The organism is Pedobacter sp. BS3, assembly GCF_008274585.1.
Taxonomy (GTDB): Bacteria; Bacteroidota; Bacteroidia; order Sphingobacteriales; family Sphingobacteriaceae; genus Hufsiella_A.
Map to the genome: position 1 here is coordinate 39,070 of NZ_VTRT01000009.1, position 18,010 is coordinate 57,079.

Annotated in this window: 15 protein-coding genes; 1 reads left to right on the plus strand and 14 read right to left on the minus strand. The window is 45.0% G+C overall.

Annotated elements, in window-relative coordinates:
• Positions 1-29: 29 nt before the first annotated feature.
• From FW774_RS18690 to FW774_RS18715, 6 genes are all read right to left on the minus strand, one after another.
• Positions 30-1,163, minus strand: coding sequence for a hypothetical protein (locus FW774_RS18690; protein WP_149349802.1), 1,134 nt, complete (start codon positions 1,161-1,163; stop codon positions 30-32).
• Positions 1,164-1,238: 75 nt separating this feature from the next.
• Positions 1,239-2,345 carry a signal peptidase I gene (gene lepB, locus FW774_RS18695; RefSeq protein WP_149349804.1) on the minus strand — a complete coding sequence of 369 codons (1,107 nt, stop codon included), beginning with the start codon at positions 2,343-2,345 and terminating at the stop codon, positions 1,239-1,241.
• Between the two features lie 4 nt (positions 2,346-2,349).
• Positions 2,350-3,090: a 4-hydroxy-tetrahydrodipicolinate reductase gene (gene dapB / locus FW774_RS18700; protein ID WP_149349806.1), complete on the minus strand. Its 741-nt coding sequence runs from the start codon at positions 3,088-3,090 to the stop codon at positions 2,350-2,352.
• 60 nt (positions 3,091-3,150) lie between these two features.
• Positions 3,151-3,825 (minus strand): DUF5683 domain-containing protein, encoded by a 675-nt coding sequence (locus FW774_RS18705; RefSeq protein ID WP_149349808.1) that lies wholly within the window; start codon positions 3,823-3,825, stop codon positions 3,151-3,153.
• Complete coding sequence (locus tag FW774_RS18710) at positions 3,825-4,721, minus strand: ParB/RepB/Spo0J family partition protein (RefSeq protein WP_149349810.1); 897 nt, start codon at positions 4,719-4,721, stop codon at positions 3,825-3,827. The genes FW774_RS18705 and FW774_RS18710 overlap by 1 nt, the downstream gene beginning before the upstream one ends.
• Positions 4,722-4,727: 6 nt before the next feature.
• On the minus strand, positions 4,728-5,534 hold the full coding sequence (locus FW774_RS18715; protein ID WP_149349812.1) for a ParA family protein: 807 nt from the start codon (positions 5,532-5,534) through the stop codon (positions 4,728-4,730).
• Positions 5,535-5,713: 179 nt separating this feature from the next.
• Between FW774_RS18715 and FW774_RS18720 the strand changes: the two genes are divergently transcribed.
• Positions 5,714-6,235 carry an NADPH-dependent FMN reductase gene (locus FW774_RS18720; RefSeq protein ID WP_149349814.1) on the plus strand — a complete coding sequence of 174 codons (522 nt, stop codon included), beginning with the start codon at positions 5,714-5,716 and terminating at the stop codon, positions 6,233-6,235.
• 422 nt (positions 6,236-6,657) lie between these two features.
• Here FW774_RS18720 and gyrB read toward each other — a convergent pair whose 3' ends face one another.
• The 8 genes from gyrB to FW774_RS18760 all read right to left on the minus strand — a co-directional run bounded on the left by gyrB (position 6,658) and on the right by FW774_RS18760 (position 17,921).
• On the minus strand, positions 6,658-8,619 hold the full coding sequence (gene gyrB, locus FW774_RS18725; protein WP_149349816.1) for a DNA topoisomerase (ATP-hydrolyzing) subunit B: 1,962 nt from the start codon (positions 8,617-8,619) through the stop codon (positions 6,658-6,660).
• A gap of 154 nt (positions 8,620-8,773) precedes the next feature.
• Positions 8,774-10,015, minus strand: coding sequence for an aminotransferase class I/II-fold pyridoxal phosphate-dependent enzyme (locus tag FW774_RS18730; RefSeq protein ID WP_149349817.1), 1,242 nt, complete (start codon positions 10,013-10,015; stop codon positions 8,774-8,776).
• Positions 10,016-10,255: 240 nt separating this feature from the next.
• Positions 10,256-11,899, minus strand: a complete 1,644-nt coding sequence (gene ftsZ, locus FW774_RS18735) for a cell division protein FtsZ (protein WP_149349819.1) — start codon at positions 11,897-11,899, stop codon at positions 10,256-10,258.
• A gap of 130 nt (positions 11,900-12,029) precedes the next feature.
• Positions 12,030-13,376 carry a cell division protein FtsA gene (gene ftsA / locus FW774_RS18740; RefSeq protein ID WP_149349821.1) on the minus strand — a complete coding sequence of 449 codons (1,347 nt, stop codon included), beginning with the start codon at positions 13,374-13,376 and terminating at the stop codon, positions 12,030-12,032.
• Positions 13,377-13,379: 3 nt separating this feature from the next.
• On the minus strand, positions 13,380-14,258 hold the full coding sequence (locus tag FW774_RS18745) for a cell division protein FtsQ/DivIB (RefSeq protein ID WP_149349823.1): 879 nt from the start codon (positions 14,256-14,258) through the stop codon (positions 13,380-13,382).
• Positions 14,242-15,606 (minus strand): UDP-N-acetylmuramate--L-alanine ligase, encoded by a 1,365-nt coding sequence (gene murC / locus FW774_RS18750; RefSeq protein WP_149349825.1) that lies wholly within the window; start codon positions 15,604-15,606, stop codon positions 14,242-14,244. Before murC ends, FW774_RS18745 begins: the two co-directional genes overlap by 17 nt.
• On the minus strand, positions 15,597-16,712 hold the full coding sequence (gene murG / locus FW774_RS18755) for an undecaprenyldiphospho-muramoylpentapeptide beta-N-acetylglucosaminyltransferase (protein WP_149349827.1): 1,116 nt from the start codon (positions 16,710-16,712) through the stop codon (positions 15,597-15,599). Before murG ends, murC begins: the two co-directional genes overlap by 10 nt.
• Before the next feature lie 24 nt (positions 16,713-16,736).
• On the minus strand, positions 16,737-17,921 hold the full coding sequence (locus tag FW774_RS18760; RefSeq protein ID WP_187774959.1) for an FtsW/RodA/SpoVE family cell cycle protein: 1,185 nt from the start codon (positions 17,919-17,921) through the stop codon (positions 16,737-16,739).
• Positions 17,922-18,010: the final 89 nt, after the last annotated feature.

Below are 18,010 nucleotides of genomic sequence, written 5' to 3' on the forward strand. Positions count from 1 at the left end.
GCCAATGCCAAATAGTTGCATGAAGGATGTTATTTTTCTGATTTTTTCCCGAAAAGTTTAAAATCCTGCTTATAAACCAGGAAAAGCGAATGGTACAGCTCAAACTTTTTGGTTGGCAAATCCAGATCCATTACCGGCTCTAACCTTACATCGATATAAAAATGTGGTATTAATTGTTGCTGAAAAGCATACCGGATAAATAACAGTTGCCGGTGTTTCCGGCTTTGCCCTTCCTCGTATATTTTTTGTGAGACTGACTGAAACAAGGGCATGCCTAACGGCGAGAAATAACCATTGGCATTCCAGTAGCTTCCGGTTAAAGAACCGTACCGGGTATCGATGCCCCCGTTCAGATATACGCCCTTGCCGGAGGGATATGGAAGCAAAGGGGTATTAGACAGCTCATTAAAATAAACAAAATAATTTTCGGTGCGTATCTTTTGCACAAAACCATTCGTTTTATATTCAAAACGAAATCCGGTAGCCGTGTTCAGTAAGGTCTGGATAGGTTTATCAAGCGTATCAATCTGTCCACCCTGGTGAAAAATAGTTAATTGCAGCGGTAACGATAGCCGGACGTTATCGTCGGCAAGAAGCCTGATATCAGAAGACACACCGGCTAGTATCTGCTCCTGCTGCGGCGATGGCTTATAGATCATCCGGCGCCAGTTAATAAAGGCATCTAAAAACAAGGAGGGTTTGTTGAACAGGAACTGCGTACCGTATTCTACCGGGTTATTAATGCGGTTTTCTACATCAAATAATGGTTCTATAAAACGATGATGTACGTTTCCTTCAAGCACACCGTTAATAAAAGCAAAATTGTCTTTTTGATATTTGATGCTAAAGAGGGGATACGTTTTGTAGATACCCTCTCCGCCAAAATCTTTGCGCACATGGATGCCACCCATTATCGCTAACTGCGGATGAACGTAATAAACCAATTGTGGTTCCAACTGAAGCCCGTACAAAGTATAACCATCCTGGAAATGATTATAAAATTCGTAATTACGCAGGTAATTAAAGTTATTAACGCTTAAATACAGACTGCCCGTGCGGACACTGTCGGGACGGATACGATATTCCAGGCTGTCGTTTGTAATTTGGGCGTATGCCGATATGCTGATTAGTGACAGGCACAAACCTTGTATCAATTTCTTCATCGTGATGAATTTAAAAACAAATATGGCATAAAAAAACCTCCGGGCATATCCGGAGGTTCAAGTTATTTCATTCTCTTAATGTATTCCCATAAACAGGCGTTTCCAGCGTATTTTATTCAGGAACGAGCCGTTAGCATCCCAACTCATCCACACAAATAACGCTTTACCAACAATGTGGTCTTCGGGCACAAACCCCCAGAAGCGTGAATCGAGTGAGTTGTGGCGGTTATCGCCCATCATCCAGTAATAATCCATTTTAAAAGTATATGAAGTAGCCGGCTTGCCGTTAATAACCAGGCTGTTGCTGTCCGGCTGGGCTACCTGATTGCCCTCGTAAACCTCAATGGCCCGTTTATAAAACGGAATGGTTGTGCTATCCAATGTTACTGTCCAGCCTTTTTTAGGGATAATAATGGGGCCATAGTTATCCTCATTCCATTTGTAACGCGGGTTATGCGGAAATACCTGCGGCTCGTAATCACCTGCCGGACGAATGACCGGCTGCACCGATCTTACGTTTGCCCATTTCCTGATCTCCTCGGCCTGGTCTCCCGTCATATAAAAGATATAATCATCTGCTGTTGCACGCTGCACATCGATATCCATATCCTGCAATGTTTCAGGATTAAAATCGCTGCCGTCTGATTTTACATAATAGGATGTTTGTCCGAAATGCGGGGTTTCGGCCGGTTTGCCGTTAACATACACCTGGGTATTGATAATTTTCAGCGTATCGCCGGGGATACCCTGGCAGCGTTTGATATAATTTTCCCGCTTATCAACCGGCCGGCTTAGCGGTGGATCGGCTTCCATCGGGTAATTAAACACTACTACATCCTGCCGCTTTATTTTCTGTAATCCCGGCAAACGGTGATATTTTAGCTCAATGCCATCCCAATAGGCTTTTGTGCCTATAATAGGCATGGTATGATGCGCAAACGGGAAGGCAATTGGAGTCATCGGTGTGCGGGCGCCATAGTTTAGCTTGCTGACAAACAAGAAATCGCCAACCAACAAGGATTTTTCCATCGAGCCGGTAGGGATGGTGTAGGCCTCAATGAACAATCCCCGGATCAGCGTAGCCGCAATAACCGCGAAAATAATGGCATCTACCCATTCACGGCTTTTACTTTTCTTTTTTTGCTGTTTTTCAGGATTCTTTTTCCAGAATTTCCAATTCATTATGTTATATGTTAAAATCAAACATGTCTTTAACCGAATAGAACCCGGTTTTGCCCTGCAGCCATTCGGCAGCCAGCACGGCTCCCAGAGCAAAGCCGGCACGGCTGTGTGCGGTGTGCTTAAATTCGATCTCGTCTACCTCAGAGCTGTATATTACCGTGTGCGTACCGGGCACATCTTCAATGCGGTGCGATTCAATAAGCAGTTGGCCGGGTTTGGTTACAATTTGCTCCTGCCCCACCACTTCATTAACCCATTCGTTTTTACGATCCAGGTTTTCTACAATACCTTCGGCAATGGTCATAGCTGTCCCGCTCGGTGCATCCAGCTTTTGGGTATGATGTATTTCTTCTACCTGCACCTCATACTGCGGGTAGCGGTTCATGATTTTGGCCAATACCTTGTTCACAAAGAAAAACACATTAACGCCCACACTAAAGTTTGATGCATACAGCAGCGATTTGTTACCGGCCTCGCATTTATCTTTCACCGTTTGCAGGCTGCCATACCAGCCGGTTGTACCAATTACCAGGGGTACATCCGCATTAAAACAGGCATCGATATTCGCCAGCGCTGATGCCGGTGTACTGAAATCAATAGCAACATCGGCTTTTTGCAGGTTCTCTGTAGTTAAATCGTGTAAATTGTGCTCGTCAATTTTAAGTGCAATGGCGTGACCCCTGTCTATAGCAAACTGCTCAATAATACGGCCCATTTTACCATATCCTAATAAGGCAATATTCATAAACTCATCATTTTATAATTGTGCGGAAGATGCATAATATTTTTGTTTTACCCAAACGCGTCAGAAAGATAACGTAAATTGCAACGACGGCACTGCCGCCTGGTAACTGTATAACGATGGCTGCATTTGTATGGTTGGCGACACATTGAACGACAGATCACTGCCAATATCATACCTGAACATTTTGGCATCCACATACGCATCTATTACCTGTATGGTGTGCATAGCCAGCATTCCCAGTATGCTCAGATCACGGTTCCGGCGATAAAAATCCTTGGCGCTTATTAGTCCCGTTGTGCTGTATATCGCATATTTTGAACCTTCAGGCGGTTGATCATCATGCAAGTACCGGTATTGCACTTCTTTTAATATGCTATGATAATACCGCTGGTTAAATTCCAGTGCCAGACCGATAGAAACGTATCCCCCATACACAATGGGCAATTTCCACCAGCGTTTATTGGTGATCTGCCCCCAGCCGGGGATAATGGCAGAGCGTGTAGCCGCACGACGCGGCATTGCCTCAAGCGCCAAACGGGCAGAATCTTTAACTACCTCATTCTTTTTGGGTTGCGCCTGTACCGGCGATGCTTTGCGGAGCGTATCCGACTTTTTAGTTTTTGCATCGGGGTTAGCCATAGCACTGTCCACTTTTATAAAAGCAGTATCGGTTTGCGAAAATGCGTTTAACCCATAAAACAGGCTAACTAATGCTATCAGAACCCCAAAACGCATTACCAGTCTAATAATTCAAGTATCCGGCTCAGATCATCTTCCGAAGTAAATGGAATCTCTATAGCTCCTTTGCCCTGTCCCTGCACTTTCAGTTTTACCCGCGAAGAAAATTTAGAGGCCAGATCATCTTGTATCTTTTGATATTGAAAAGAAAAACTACCGGTATTCTGAGCTTTTTTCTTTAAGGTCCGATTCTGCATATCGCGAACCAGCTCTTCGGCCTTACGGACGGATAATGATTTAGCAATGATCTCTTTGAGCACAAACAGCTGCTTGTCTACATCATCCAAACCTAAAATAGCCTTTGCATGGCCCATGGAGATAGTTTCATCGCGTATAGCAACCTGTATATCGGGTGGTAGTTTCAGCAACCGCAAAAAGTTGGTCACTGTCGACCGGTTCTTGCTTACCCGTTCGCCTAATTCTTCCTGCTTTAAGTTGCATTCTTCTATCATCCGCTGAAAGCTCAGAGCAACCTCTATGGGGTTCAGGTTTTCACGCTGGATATTTTCAATCAGCGCCATCTCCAGCATCTGCTGATCGTTAGCAGTACGGATATATGCCGGAATTTCGGTCAGCCCGGCCAGCTTTGATGCCCGTAGACGGCGTTCGCCGGAGATAAGCTGATAGCTCGACCCGGCTTTACGTACGGTGATAGGTTGTATCAGCCCCTGTAGTTTTATGGACTCTGAAAGCTCCTGTAAAGCCTGCTCATCAAATTCTGTACGCGGCTGGAACGGATTAACTTCTACCTGGCTTATCTTTATATGACTAATATTTCCCGGCGATACTGCTCCTGCAACGGGTGTTTCCGGATGGGTGCTCTGAATAGACTCAGAATCGTTCAATAACGCACTTAAGCCCTTGCCTAAACCTGTTTTCTTTTGGTACGTCATTTACTGTTATGCGGTTTCCTGTTTAACTTCAACACCTGCTTCTTTAGAAAGGCCGTTTTTGCGAATGATCTCACGGGCCAGGTTCAGGTAATTAATGGCTCCCTTGCAGCTGGCATCGTGCATAATAACCGACACACCGAAACTTGGCGCCTCGCTTAAACGTGTATTACGCTGAATGATGGTATCAAATACCAGCTCCTGAAAATGTGTTTTCACCTCCTCAACTACCTGGTTTGAAAGCCGCAGACGTACATCATACATGGTTAATAAAATGCCTTCTATCTCCAGACTGGTGTTGAGCCTGTTCTGAACAATTTTTATGGTATTAAGCAGCTTGCCTAAACCTTCCAGCGCAAAATATTCGCATTGTACCGGTATGATCACTGAATTTGCCGCTGTAAGCGAGTTAATGGTAATTAATCCCAGCGACGGTGAGCAATCTATAATAATGAAATCATAATCGTCACGTACGCTGTCCAGCACCGCCTTCATTTTGTATTCACGGTCGGGCAGGTTGATCATTTCTATTTCAGCGCCAACCAGGTCTATATGCGCCGGCAACAGATCCAGAAATGGTGTATCTGTTTTCTGGATAGCTTCTCTGGGGTCTACCTCATTAATAATACATTCATAAATACTGGCTTTGATGGTTCTGGGATCAAACCCGATACCTGATGTTGAATTGGCCTGCGGATCGGCATCTACCAGTAAGGTTCTGTACTCTAAAACCGCCAGACTGGCTGCCAGGTTTATGGATGAGGTGGTTTTACCTACGCCTCCTTTTTGATTAGCTAACGCGATGATTTTACTCATTTAACTATTGAATATAATTACAATATAATGATGAGAGCGGCCCTTTTGATAGCAGCAATTAATGATTAAAACACTAATTTTACCGCATTTTACGGGTGTCTCAACAACCCGCTAAGATACGAACTTTAACTTATTTAACTCCGGGTGTTCACGCTCGTTTTACACATATTATCCACAACATGACCACTATTGTTGCAGCTACAAACCGTACAGGAAGTTATACGCTTAAACTGGCTATTTATTATCAGAAAAAATTAAAAGAGCAGGGCGTTGATGCCGGTATATTGAATCTGCTGGAACTTCCCGACAACTTATTACATACGGATCTATACGGAAAACGCAGCGCCGAATTTATGCCTATACAGAATGTGGTAACGGCTACAGAGAAATTCCTGTTCGTTGTGCCTGAATACAACGGAAGCTTTCCCGGCGTATTAAAAGTATTTATTGATGCCTGCCAGTTTCCGGACAGCTTTTATGGCAAAAAAGCGGCTTTACTGGGCTTATCATCCGGCAAATACGGAAACATCCGCGGCATTGAGCACTTTACCGGTATTTGCCATTACATTAACCTGCACGTGATGCCGCTTCGACTGCATATTCCGCACATTAATAAGGAATTTGACGAGAACGGCGATCTGTTCAAGGAAGATACCGTGAAGTTTACCAACCAGCAGATAGAACGTTTTATAGCGTTTTAGGGGTATGAGATGTTAGATGTTAGATGTTAGATGTTAGATGTTAGATGTTAGATGTTAGATGTTAGATGTTAGATGTTAGATGTTAGATTTGAGATATTAGACTTTAGGCTCAAAACTGGATATCCGAATTTACTGATCTTAATTTCACGTGAGTTCGGGTTAAGGCGCAGGCTCGTCCCGGTTTGCAATCGGGATGCCATAAAACGGCGTTTGCAACGCCGCGATGCTGCTTAAAACAAACAAAGGCCGCTATTACCGGCGTTATAAACGCCGGAGATTTATGCACTCGTTTTGCAAACGAGCGCAAACAGGCGCCTATACTTTAACCGGCCGCGATGGCACAAGCCAAGCCTGCTCACAGCACCCCCTTAAGCTTGCGCCAGTTATAATTTCGCTTAACGTTTGACTTTCAACTTTAGAAGTTAAACGTCTATTCGTGCATAACGTGCATTTTTCTCAATAAATTCACGACGCGGAGCAACCTCATCGCCCATCAGCATCGAGAAAATATGATCGCAATCGGCGGCATTCTCAATAGAAACCTGGCGCAATGTACGGGTATCAGGGTTCATGGTGGTATCCCACAACTGCTCGGCGTTCATTTCGCCCAAACCTTTATAACGCTGTACGTGCACACTGTCTTCCTTGCCTGCTCCTTTTAACCGCTGAATAGCCGCATCACGTTGTTCGTCATTCCAGGCGTACTCCTGCTCTTTACCTTTTTTAATTAAGTAAAGCGGCGGAGCTGCAATGTACACATAGCCATTCTCAATCAGCTCTTTCATGTACCGGAAGAAGAAGGTCAGTATCAGCGTGGTAATATGCGAACCGTCCACGTCGGCATCCGTCATCACAATAATGCGGTGGTAACGCAGCTTTTCAAGGTTCAGCGCCTTATGATCTTCGGCAGTACCAATGCTTACGCCAAGAGCCGTAAACATGTTCTTGATCTCCTCGTTCTCGTAGATCTTATGCTCCATAGCTTTCTCTACGTTGAGAATTTTTCCCCGCAGCGGCAAAATAGCCTGGAAATTACGGTCACGTCCCTGTTTAGCAGTACCACCCGCAGAATCTCCCTCTACCAGGTAAAGCTCGCATTGAGCCGGATCATTATTCGAACAGTCGGCCAGCTTACCGGGCAAGCCGGAGCCACCCATCACACTTTTACGCTGAACCACCATTTCGCGGGCCTTACGGGCAGCAATACGTGCGGTAGCAGCAAGAATCACTTTATTAACAATGGCTTTCGCCTCGCGGGGATTTTCTTCCAGGTAGTTACCCAGAATTTCGCCAACGGCAATATTTACCGCACCGCTAACCTCGTTATTTCCCAGCTTGGTTTTGGTTTGCCCTTCAAATTGGGGTTCCTGTACCTTTACCGAAATAACGGCGGTTAAACCTTCACGAAAGTCATCACCAGTAATTTCTACCTTAGAGTTTTTCAGCAATCCCGATTTATCGGCATAAGCCTTTAAGGTGCGGGTCAATCCACTTCTGAAACCGGCCACGTGTGTTCCGCCTTCAATGGTATTGATATTGTTTACGTAAGAGTGCACATTCTCCGAAAAAGTATCGTTATACTGAAACGCAAGCTCTACGGGGATGCCTTGCTTAATACCTTCCAGGTAAATTGGCTCTGGAATAAGCGGCGTACGCGTTCCGTCAAGGAATTTTACAAACTCCTGCAGTCCACCTTCAGAGAAGTAGGTTTCGCTTAAAAAGCTGCCATCTTCCTGAACCACACGCTCATCTGTTAACGATAGCCGGATGCCCTTATTCAGGTAAGCCAGTTCACGTAAACGTGCGGCCAGCGTATCAAACTTATATTCTGTAGTCAGTGTAAATATTTCCGGGTCGGGCTGAAAAGTCTGGATAGTTCCCGTACGGTCACTTTCGCCGATAACCTTTACATCAAACAGCGGTTTTCCACGCTCGTACTCTTGCGTAAAGATCTTACCCTCGCGGTGAACAACCGTTTTAACATGGGTTGAAAGCGCATTTACGCACGATACACCCACGCCGTGCAATCCACCCGAAACCTTATACGTATCCTTATCGAACTTACCGCCGGCATGTAAAACCGTCATCACAATTTCCAGGGCCGATTTCTTCTCTTTGGTGTTTATCCCGGTAGGGATACCACGCCCGTTATCTTCAACTGTAATGGAATTGCCTTTGTGAATGGTAACTTTAATATCGGTACAATAACCGGCAAGCGCCTCGTCAATGGAGTTATCTACAACCTCGTATACCAAATGGTGAAGTCCCTTGAATCCGGTATCACCAATGTACATGGAAGGGCGTTTTCTAACCGCTTCCAAACCTTCTAAAACCTGTATATTATCTGCTGAATAATTAGATCTGTCTGGCTTTTCTTCGCTCATATATGGTTTAAACTATATCCTTCAAAGATACGATTTTTATGGCAGACTCCGGCCCTAATGTGGATAAAAAGACAACTGTTAGCTAAGAAGCTGTCTAAATTTTATAGAAAGGTTTTACAGGTTTAATTAGGGGCTGACATTAGTATCTGCGATCTTAGCTTAACGCTACTTTCTTCGTTTTATAATAGCCTTGCTCTAACTTTTGTTGTACCTCAGAGAAAGCGTCTACCGTACGTTTAACATCATCCAGCGAATGTGCTGCTGTTGGTATAATACGCAGCTCAATTAACCCTTTAGGGATAACCGGGTAAACTACGATAGAGCAGAATATGCCGTAATTTTCCCTGAGATCCATCGTTATCGCGGTAGCCTCATTCAAGTCGCCTTTTAAGAAAACCGGGGTAACCATGGTATTGGTGGCGCCAATATCAAACCCTTTTTCTTTCAGACCATTTTGCAGGGCTGTTGCTATAGTCCAAAGTTTCTCACGCAATTCAGGACGGCTTTTAAGCAGCTCCAACCGTTTTTTCAATCCCATAACCATAGGCATGGGCAACGACTTGGCAAAAGTCTGCGAGCGCATATTATACCGCAGGTAATTTACAATATCTGTTGTGGAAGCTACAAAGGCGCCTATTCCGGCCATTGATTTGGCAAAAGTGCCGAAATAAACATCCACATCGTCCATGCAATTCTGTGCCTGATGTGTTCCGGCTCCTGTTTTACCCATGGTTCCAAAGCCATGCGCATCGTCAACCAGCATGCGGAAGCTGAATTCTTTTTTAAGCTCAGCGATTTCCTTTAGCTTACCTTGTGCGCCCGACATGCCAAACACACCTTCGGTTATCAGTAAAATGCCGCCGCCATTCTGCTCGGCTAATTTAGAAGCCCGCTCTAACTGCTTACGGCAGCTTTCTATATCGTTATGCTGGTATACAAAACGTTTACCCATGTGCAGCCGCACGCCGTCAATAATACAGGCATGAGATTCTGCATCGTAAACGATCACATCGTTACGGTCTACCAGGGCATCTATAATAGATACCATTCCCTGGTAACCATAGTTCAGCAGAAATGCATCTTCCTTACCCACAAACGCTGCCAGGTCTTTTTCCAGCGACTCATGATTGGTTGAATTACCAGACATCATACGGGCGCCCATCGGGTAAGCTAAACCGTACTCCTGAGCCGCTTTGGCATCTGCCTCGCGAACTTCGGGATCATTCGCCAGACCCAGGTAATTATTCAGGCTCCAAACCAAATGTTCTTTACCCCTGAATTTCATGTGGGGGCCAAGCTCTCCTTCCAGCTTGGGGAAAGAAAAATAACCATGAGACCATTTCAGATGCTGACCTATGGGCCCCATGTTTTTCGATATTTTATCAAATAAATCCAAGTGATATATTAATTAAGTTAAAAGTAAAAATTCAAAATTAAGAACCTAAGTAGCTCAATATCAGAAAGATGAAGCCACATATTCATTTACTTATCAACGTTATTGAATAAATAAATTCAAAAACATCGCAAATTTATGATTTATACAGGCTACAGGCAACAGAAATTGAACTATAGTTCAATAACTTATGCCAACCAAACAAAAAAGGCTGCCTTTTAGAGGCAGCCCGCATGTTGTAGCTTAATCTACATTATCGTGCAGAAAAGAATTGTTAGGCCTTATTTCGGTTATACCATCTTCATTAGACAGTGTAAACCTTGAAACCTGTGATTCTGATGAATGGGGCACTTGTTGCAAAGGCATTTGCCTACGTTTATAGGCCGGCTCATTTTCAAGCTCCTGCAGGCCATTTGCCGTACGAAGCTTCATGCTCAGGTCTTTTAAACGTAAAATACGTTCTCTCGATTTGCGGAGCTGCTCTTCTATCGATTCATCGGTTTTATTCTCATCAGGGTTATATGCCGGCGTAGCAACCGGAGTTTCTGCTGCCACAGGCTGAACTGGCTCTGGTTCGCTTACAGGCTCACCAAACTGGAATATACTGTCTGTACTTTTTATGCTGAAAGCCACCGGAGATTCTTCTTCCGCATTCGCCGATTCTTTCTCATCCTCTTCGGTTAGCGTATGTTTTATAACCTGCGGCAATTCAGGCTCTTTAACGGTATTACTATATATGTTACCGAACAGATCGGGTTGAGTTTCTTTTTCAGGTTCACGCACTTTCATTACGGGAACTGCCCGTTCTTCTTTCTCTGCAAGCGGTTTGGTTTCTTCAATGAAAGCGTTAACCGGCTTGATCATCGGGGCATTATCGGGGGTAAGCACCGATATTTTCTTTTGTTGCTGACGCTCAACAGCCCGTTCTTCCATGGTTTGGAAACCGGTGGCGATAATGGTCACAGATAGTTTTTCTTCCAGTGTTTCATCCACGCAGTTACCCCATATCAGATCGGCGGCCAGACCAGCTTCTTCCTGGATATAATCGGTAATGATGCTTACCTCATCCATAGAAACTTCTTTTGATCCTGAACTGATGTTCAGCAGGATATAGCGGGCTCCTTCAATTTCATTATCTTTCAGCAATGGCGAGGCCAGCGCCCCCTCTACGGCCCGTAATGCCCGGTTCTCTCCTTCTGCAGCATAGCTTCCCATGATGGCCACACCGCTATCCTGCATTACCGTACGTACATCTTTAAAGTCTACGTTGATGTATCCGGGAATGGTAATGATCTCGGCAATACCTTTGGCAGCCGTTGTTAAAATATTATCTGCCTGTGCAAAAGCAGCGCTGAGTGTCAGGTTTCCGAATATCTCGCGTAAGCGGTCGTTTGAAATGACCAGGTAAGAATCTACATATTTTTTAAACTCTTCCAGCCCTTCTTCCGCCTGCAGTTTACGGCGTTTTCCTTCAAAAGAAAATGGTGTTGTTACAATACCTACGGTTAAAATATCTAACTCTTTGGCAGCTTTGGCAATGATGGGGCTGGCTCCTGTGCCTGTACCGCCACCCATACCGGCAGTAATAAACAGCATTTTGGTATTGGTTCCCAGCATGCGTTTTATCTCTTCGATATTCTCAATAGCCGAATTTTTACCAACCTCAGGAATAGATCCTGCACCCATACCTTCGGTAAGGCTTGCACCTAACTGAACTTTATTGGGTATGGGGCTTAATTCCAAAGCCTGTGCATCCGTATTACAGATAATGAAATCAACACCCGTAATCCCTTGCCTGTACATGTGATTTACGGCATTTCCACCGCCTCCTCCAACACCTATTACCTTGATGATGGATGATCTTTCTTTGAGCATTTCAAACTGCATATCGCTGATATTGAGTTAAGTAGATTTTATTTTTACACCACCAGTTCTAACTGTAATATTAAAACTTTTTCCACACACGTTTTCCACAAGTGTTAAAAATGTGGAAAAATCGCCGTTTGTTGATAATTTTTTATTTAATGTAATCTTCATCCTTAATGTCGTCTTTGATCCAACCGCCTGCTTTTTTCAAAATAATGTCAAGTATAGAACCCGGCTTCTTTGGTTTTTCGCCTTCAGATTCGCCTGAACGGGGTTTCTGATTACGCCATTCCTGCAATTCTTCAGTCTTCTGAATTCCTTTTATTAATAAGCCTATACCTGTAGCATATAACGGACTTTTCAGCTCTTCGTATACATTCTTTGGCAATACTTCATTTTTTGCCAGGTGCTCATTAGGATATCCCACGCGGCAATCAAGTCCCGTATTATACTCCACCAACTGCGACAAGTGCTTCAGCTGTGCGCCTCCACCGGTTACAACAATACCCGCAATAAGTTTCTTTTCGTAACCGGATGCCTTGATCTCATGATATACATAGTCGATGATCTCTTCCATGCGGGCCTGTATAATATGGGCCAGGTTTTTTACCGAAATTTCCTTTGGCTCGCGACCACGCAACCCCGGAACGCAGATGATCTCGTTATCTTTATTTTCTGCAGCCAGGGCAGAACCGAAACGGATCTTCAGCAGCTCGGCCTGGTTACGCATTACCGAGCAACCTTCACGGATATCCTCGGTTACAATGTTGCCGCCAAAGGGTATTACGGCTGTATGCCGGATGATCCCTTCGTGGAAAATAGCCAAATCTGTAGTGCCGCCGCCAATATCAACCAGTACTACACCGGCCTCTTTCTCGTCTTCGCTCAATACAGCTTCTGACGAGGCCAGAGGTTCCAGGATAAGCTCCTGGGTTTCCAGGCTGGCATTATTTACGCATTTCAGAATGTTTTTTATGGCGCTAACATGCCCCGAAATGATATGAAAATTTGCCTCAAGCCTTACACCGGCCATCCCGATAGGATCCTTAATACCCGGCTCATTATCAATGGTAAACTCCTGGGGCAGTACGTGGATGATCTCCTCGCCGGGAGGCATTACCAGCTTGTACATATCTTCAATGAGCTTATCGATATCCTTACGCTGGATCTCGTTATTCAGATCTTTACGGGTGAAGATACCGCGATGCTGCAAGCTTTTAATGTGCTGGCCGGCTATACCCACGTTCACAATTTTAATATCAACGTTTGATTGTGCGCTGGCCTGCTCCACCGCCTGTACAATGCTCTGCACGGTTTTCTGGATATTTGAAACCACACCCCGCGTTACACCCGAAGATTCGGCTTTGCCAATGCCTAAGATCTCTATTTTACCATGATTACTGCGCCTTCCAACAGTAACACAGATCTTGGTGGTACCAATATCCAATCCTACTACTATTGGCGAGCTTTTTGATTGCGCTGTCGAACTTTTATCCATAACTTATTGCGTTAATATTTTTACTGTATCCTGTTTATCCTGTTGCATGCTATCAACCCTGGCTGCATGAGCAATAGCGGCCTTTTTAAGCGCCAGACTATCGGCTGCCGTATTTTTAACTCCTACCACCTGGTGAGCATATTTTATATTAATGATCTTATAGGTATCCCAACCCACTTTAGGCATGGCTTGTTTATAGAAAGCCAGCAAATTCCTGAATTTATTTTCCAGCGAATCGGCATTGCCCAGAACAATGCGCTGATTACCTACCCGTGGTATCATTTCTATCTCGCTTTTTTCGTTCACAAACAATTGCTCGATCTGGTTGCTCCACAGGCTGTCTTTTTCTATAAAGGATGCCGTTGTAAATAGATCACGGGCTACACGGGTTTTCAGGGTATCTACCCGGTTGGTAAAATCTTCTAATATAAACCCGTTTGCGGCCAATACCCGTGCCGTAAAATTCTGCGACATCGGGATCTTCAACCCGTTTTTATCGATATAAAAATCCTGGTTGGTGACATTCAGCACCCGCAGTACGGGAATCCGCTGCCGTACTTTTACCTGAATGGTTCCATCCATATCCATATACACACGGGCATCTTCTATAAAAGGATTGTTCCTCAGATCGTTTTCGAGCCGGTGTATATTGATGCGGTTAACCATGCGTCCCAATAGCTGCCCCTGGCTTCGGGTCAGGATACGGTCTACCTCGCTTCGCTCTATCAGGTTATCGCTTCCGGGAATAAGCACTTTGATATCTTTACACCGTACACCGTCTTTTTTCACGTTAATAAAACTCATAAGCACAACAAGCCCGCTCAGGCAGACCAGCCAGATAAACGTATATAAAACCGCTCTCCAGTTAATGCGCTTCCACATGGTTCAACAGGTGCTTTAAAGGTTCAACCAATGTATCAATATCCCCTGCTCCTACTGTCAGCAGCAGCTCAGGGCTTGTTTGCTTAATATATGCTTCAACCTCATTTTTATTCAATTCTTTTTTATCGGGTATGGTGACCCCATCTAACAGCATTGCCGATGTTACGCCCGGTATCGGCAATTCCCTTGCGGGATAGATGGGCAGCAGTATCAGCTTATCGGCCAGACTCAATACTTCTGAAAAACCCGCCGCAAAATCGCGTGTACGGGTAAACAAATGCGGCTGAAAGATGACCGTCAGCTTTTTACCGGGATATAAGCTTTTTACGGCTGTGATGCAGGCCCGTAATTCTTCAGGATGATGGGCATAATCGTCGATATAAATATGCTCATCTGTTTTCACGATATATTCAAACCGCCTTTTTACTCCCTTAAAGCTGCCTAATGCCGCTTTTATTTTTTGCGGGTCGATATCCAGCAGCAATGCTGCCTGAATGGCCGCCACGGCATTTTCCACGTTATGTTTGCCTGGAATGCCTAAACGGATATCCGGAATACGGGTTTTGCTGTTTACAAAGTCGAAATAAAAATCGCCGCCGGCTATACGGATATGCTCTGCAAAAGCGTCGGCCGGCTCTGTGGCCGAATAGGCCAGACCTTCGTTAAGCGGTAATCCTTTCCGGTGAATCAGCGTACCGCCGCTTTTCAGCTGAGCGGCAAACATCCTGAACGATTCTGTCAGATGGTCTTTATCACCATAAATATCCAGGTGGTCGGCATCCATCGAGGTGATGATGGCTATATCCGGGTATAGTGTCAGGAATGAACGGTCATATTCATCGGCTTCAACCACCAGGGTATTATTATTGCCGAACAATACGTTGGTATTGTAATTCCCGGTAATACCGCCCAGGAAAGCAGAGCAATCATAACCGGTATCTTTCAGAATATGCGCCACCATGCTGGATGTTGTGGTTTTGCCATGCGTACCGGCCACCGCAATAGTAAACATAGATTTACTGATGATACCCAGCACCTGCGAACGCTTATATAACTGAAACCCGCGGTTGATCAATGTATTCAGGATAGCGGAATCTTTTGGAATAGCCGGTGTATAAATTACCAGCTTATCGTCGCCGGGCGATGCAAACGCGGCGGGCAACTCAGCTTCGGCATCGGTAAAGGTTACAGAAATGCCTTCGGCAATCAGGCTATCGGTAAGCGTGGTTGAGGTACGGTCGTAGCCGGATACGGTACATCCACGACGGTGGAAATACCGTGCCAGGCCGCTCATTCCGATACCGCCTATACCTACCAGATAAACCTGCCTGATTGCGTTTAACTCCATTTTTTATTATCTGCTATTTCCAGTACCTGCCGGGCTATCACTTCATCGGCATTTGGCAACGCCAAAGTGCCTATCTGTTCGCCAAGCTGTGCACACCGTTTTTCATCTTTAACCAGCGCCAACGCCGCATCAACCAATATATCGCCGGCCTCCGAATCGGTAATTAATACCGCCGCATCTTTTCTTACCAGCGCCATCGCGTTTTTGGTCTGGTGGTCTTCGGCCACATTGGGCGACGGAACCAGGATAACCGGTTTCTTTACCATACAAAATTCAGCGATGCTGCCGGCTCCGGCCCGCGAAATAATTACATCCGCGGCAGCGTAGGCCAAATCCATGCGATTTAGAAATTCGGTGATACGTATGCCTGTATCTTTTGGCTGGTTACCAAATTGTTCAACAATGCCTTTATAATAATATTTACCGGTTTGCCAGATAAGCTGCACATCGGCCCGGATAAACTTCTGTATTCCGGCCAGCATGCAGCTATTTAGTGTGCCAGCGCCCAGACTTCCGCCCATAACCAGTATTGTTTTCTTATCGCCCGAGAGCTCAAATTCGGCCAACGCCTCATCGCGTTTGCCAGCAATTGTTACCGATTCTTTACGGATGGGATTGCCGGTGAGCAACAGCTTATTGGCTGGAAAAAATTTCTCCATACCATCAAAGGCTACGCAAATCTTTTCGGCTCTATCGCCTAAACGCTTGTTGGTAATACCGGCGTAAGAATTTTGCTCCTGTATCAAGTATGGTATATCCATTTGGCCAGCAGCGTACAACAAAGGCCCTGAAGCATACCCGCCTACGCCTACGGCAACATCGGGTTTAAATTCTGAAATAATTGACCGGGCTTTTAAAATGCTTTTAACCAACTTAACAGGCAATAACAGGTTTTTCAACAGGGATTTCCGCTGAAAGCCCTGGATGTCCAAACCGATGATCCGGTAACCTGCTGCCGGTACTTTTTCCATTTCCATGCGCCCGTTAGCTCCCACGAAAAGTATTTCGGTTGCAGGGTCAAGGGTTTTTAAGGCATTAGCAATCGCTACGGCAGGAAATATATGTCCTCCCGTTCCTCCTCCGCTTATAATTACCCGTTTTGCCATAACCTGTTTATTTATTTCCCTGCATTAAACCGCGGGAATTTCGCCTACTATAATTTTTTGTTCGTTTGATTTATCATCACCCGTATTGCCTTTTTTCTTTTCATCGATATCGCGGCTAACGCTCAGAATAATACCAAACGCTATGCTGGTAAATAAAATGGATGTTCCGCCCATACTTACCAAAGGCAACGGCACACCGGTAACCGGCCCCAAGCCAACCGCAACGGCCATATTGGCAAATGCCTGGATGGTGAGCGTAAAGCTTAACCCCGCCGCCAGCAAGGCGCCAAAGGCTTTAGGACTTTGTGTTACAATCAATATGCATCGCCATAAAAACATCAGGTAAAGTACAATGAGCACTAAGCCGCCAATCAGGCCATATTCTTCTATAATTAATGCAAAAACAAAGTCTGAATAGGGATGCGGCAGGAAATTACGCTGTGTGCTGTTCCCTGGTCCTTTACCAAAAATACCGCCGGTAGCTATCGCGATTTTGGACTGGTTTGACTGAAACGATTTATCGGGATCCTGTTTTTCGGGATGTAGAAATGTCTGAATACGTGATTTGTATGTTTCACGCCGCGGGCCAAACAACACAACGCCTGCTAAGAGTACCAATCCTGCCAGGCAAACAATAGATATCTGCTTGATGCTGATACGGCCAATAATAAGCAGTAATATGCTCACGCCAAACAGCATTAACGCGGTTGACAGGTTTGCCAACGCAATTAATATGAACACCACACAAACCGACCCCATGATGGGAATAAACGCCTTTTTTACGTCCTTGATATTTTCCTGCTTACGGGTCAAGGTGCGGGCAAGAAAGGTTATCAGTGCCAGCTTGGCCATATCTGAGGTCTGGAACGTCTGGTTAATAATGGGAATGGTTACCCAACGGCTGGCATCGTTCACATTGGCTCCGAAAATCAGGGTGTATAATAGCAACGGTATGGTTATTACCATCAGCAGCTTGGAAATTCCGGCGTAATACCGGTAATCCAGCAGATGCGAAAAATACATCAGCGCCAGACCACCAACTATAAACATCAGATGTTTCATCAGGATGGTTTCTGTGCCCACACCACGTTTGTACGCCAGCGTTCCGGTAGCGCTGTAAACAGCCAGCAATGACCATATCGATAGTAAAATAACGATAAGCCATATCCAGCGGTCGCCTTTGGTTTTATTGAGTATCCTGTTTATCATAATAGCCTCTCCCCAACCCTCTCCAAAGGAGAGGGAGTAATTTCTGCGTTTATCTTGTTTCTTGCATCTATGTTCTTGTCTCTCTTAAC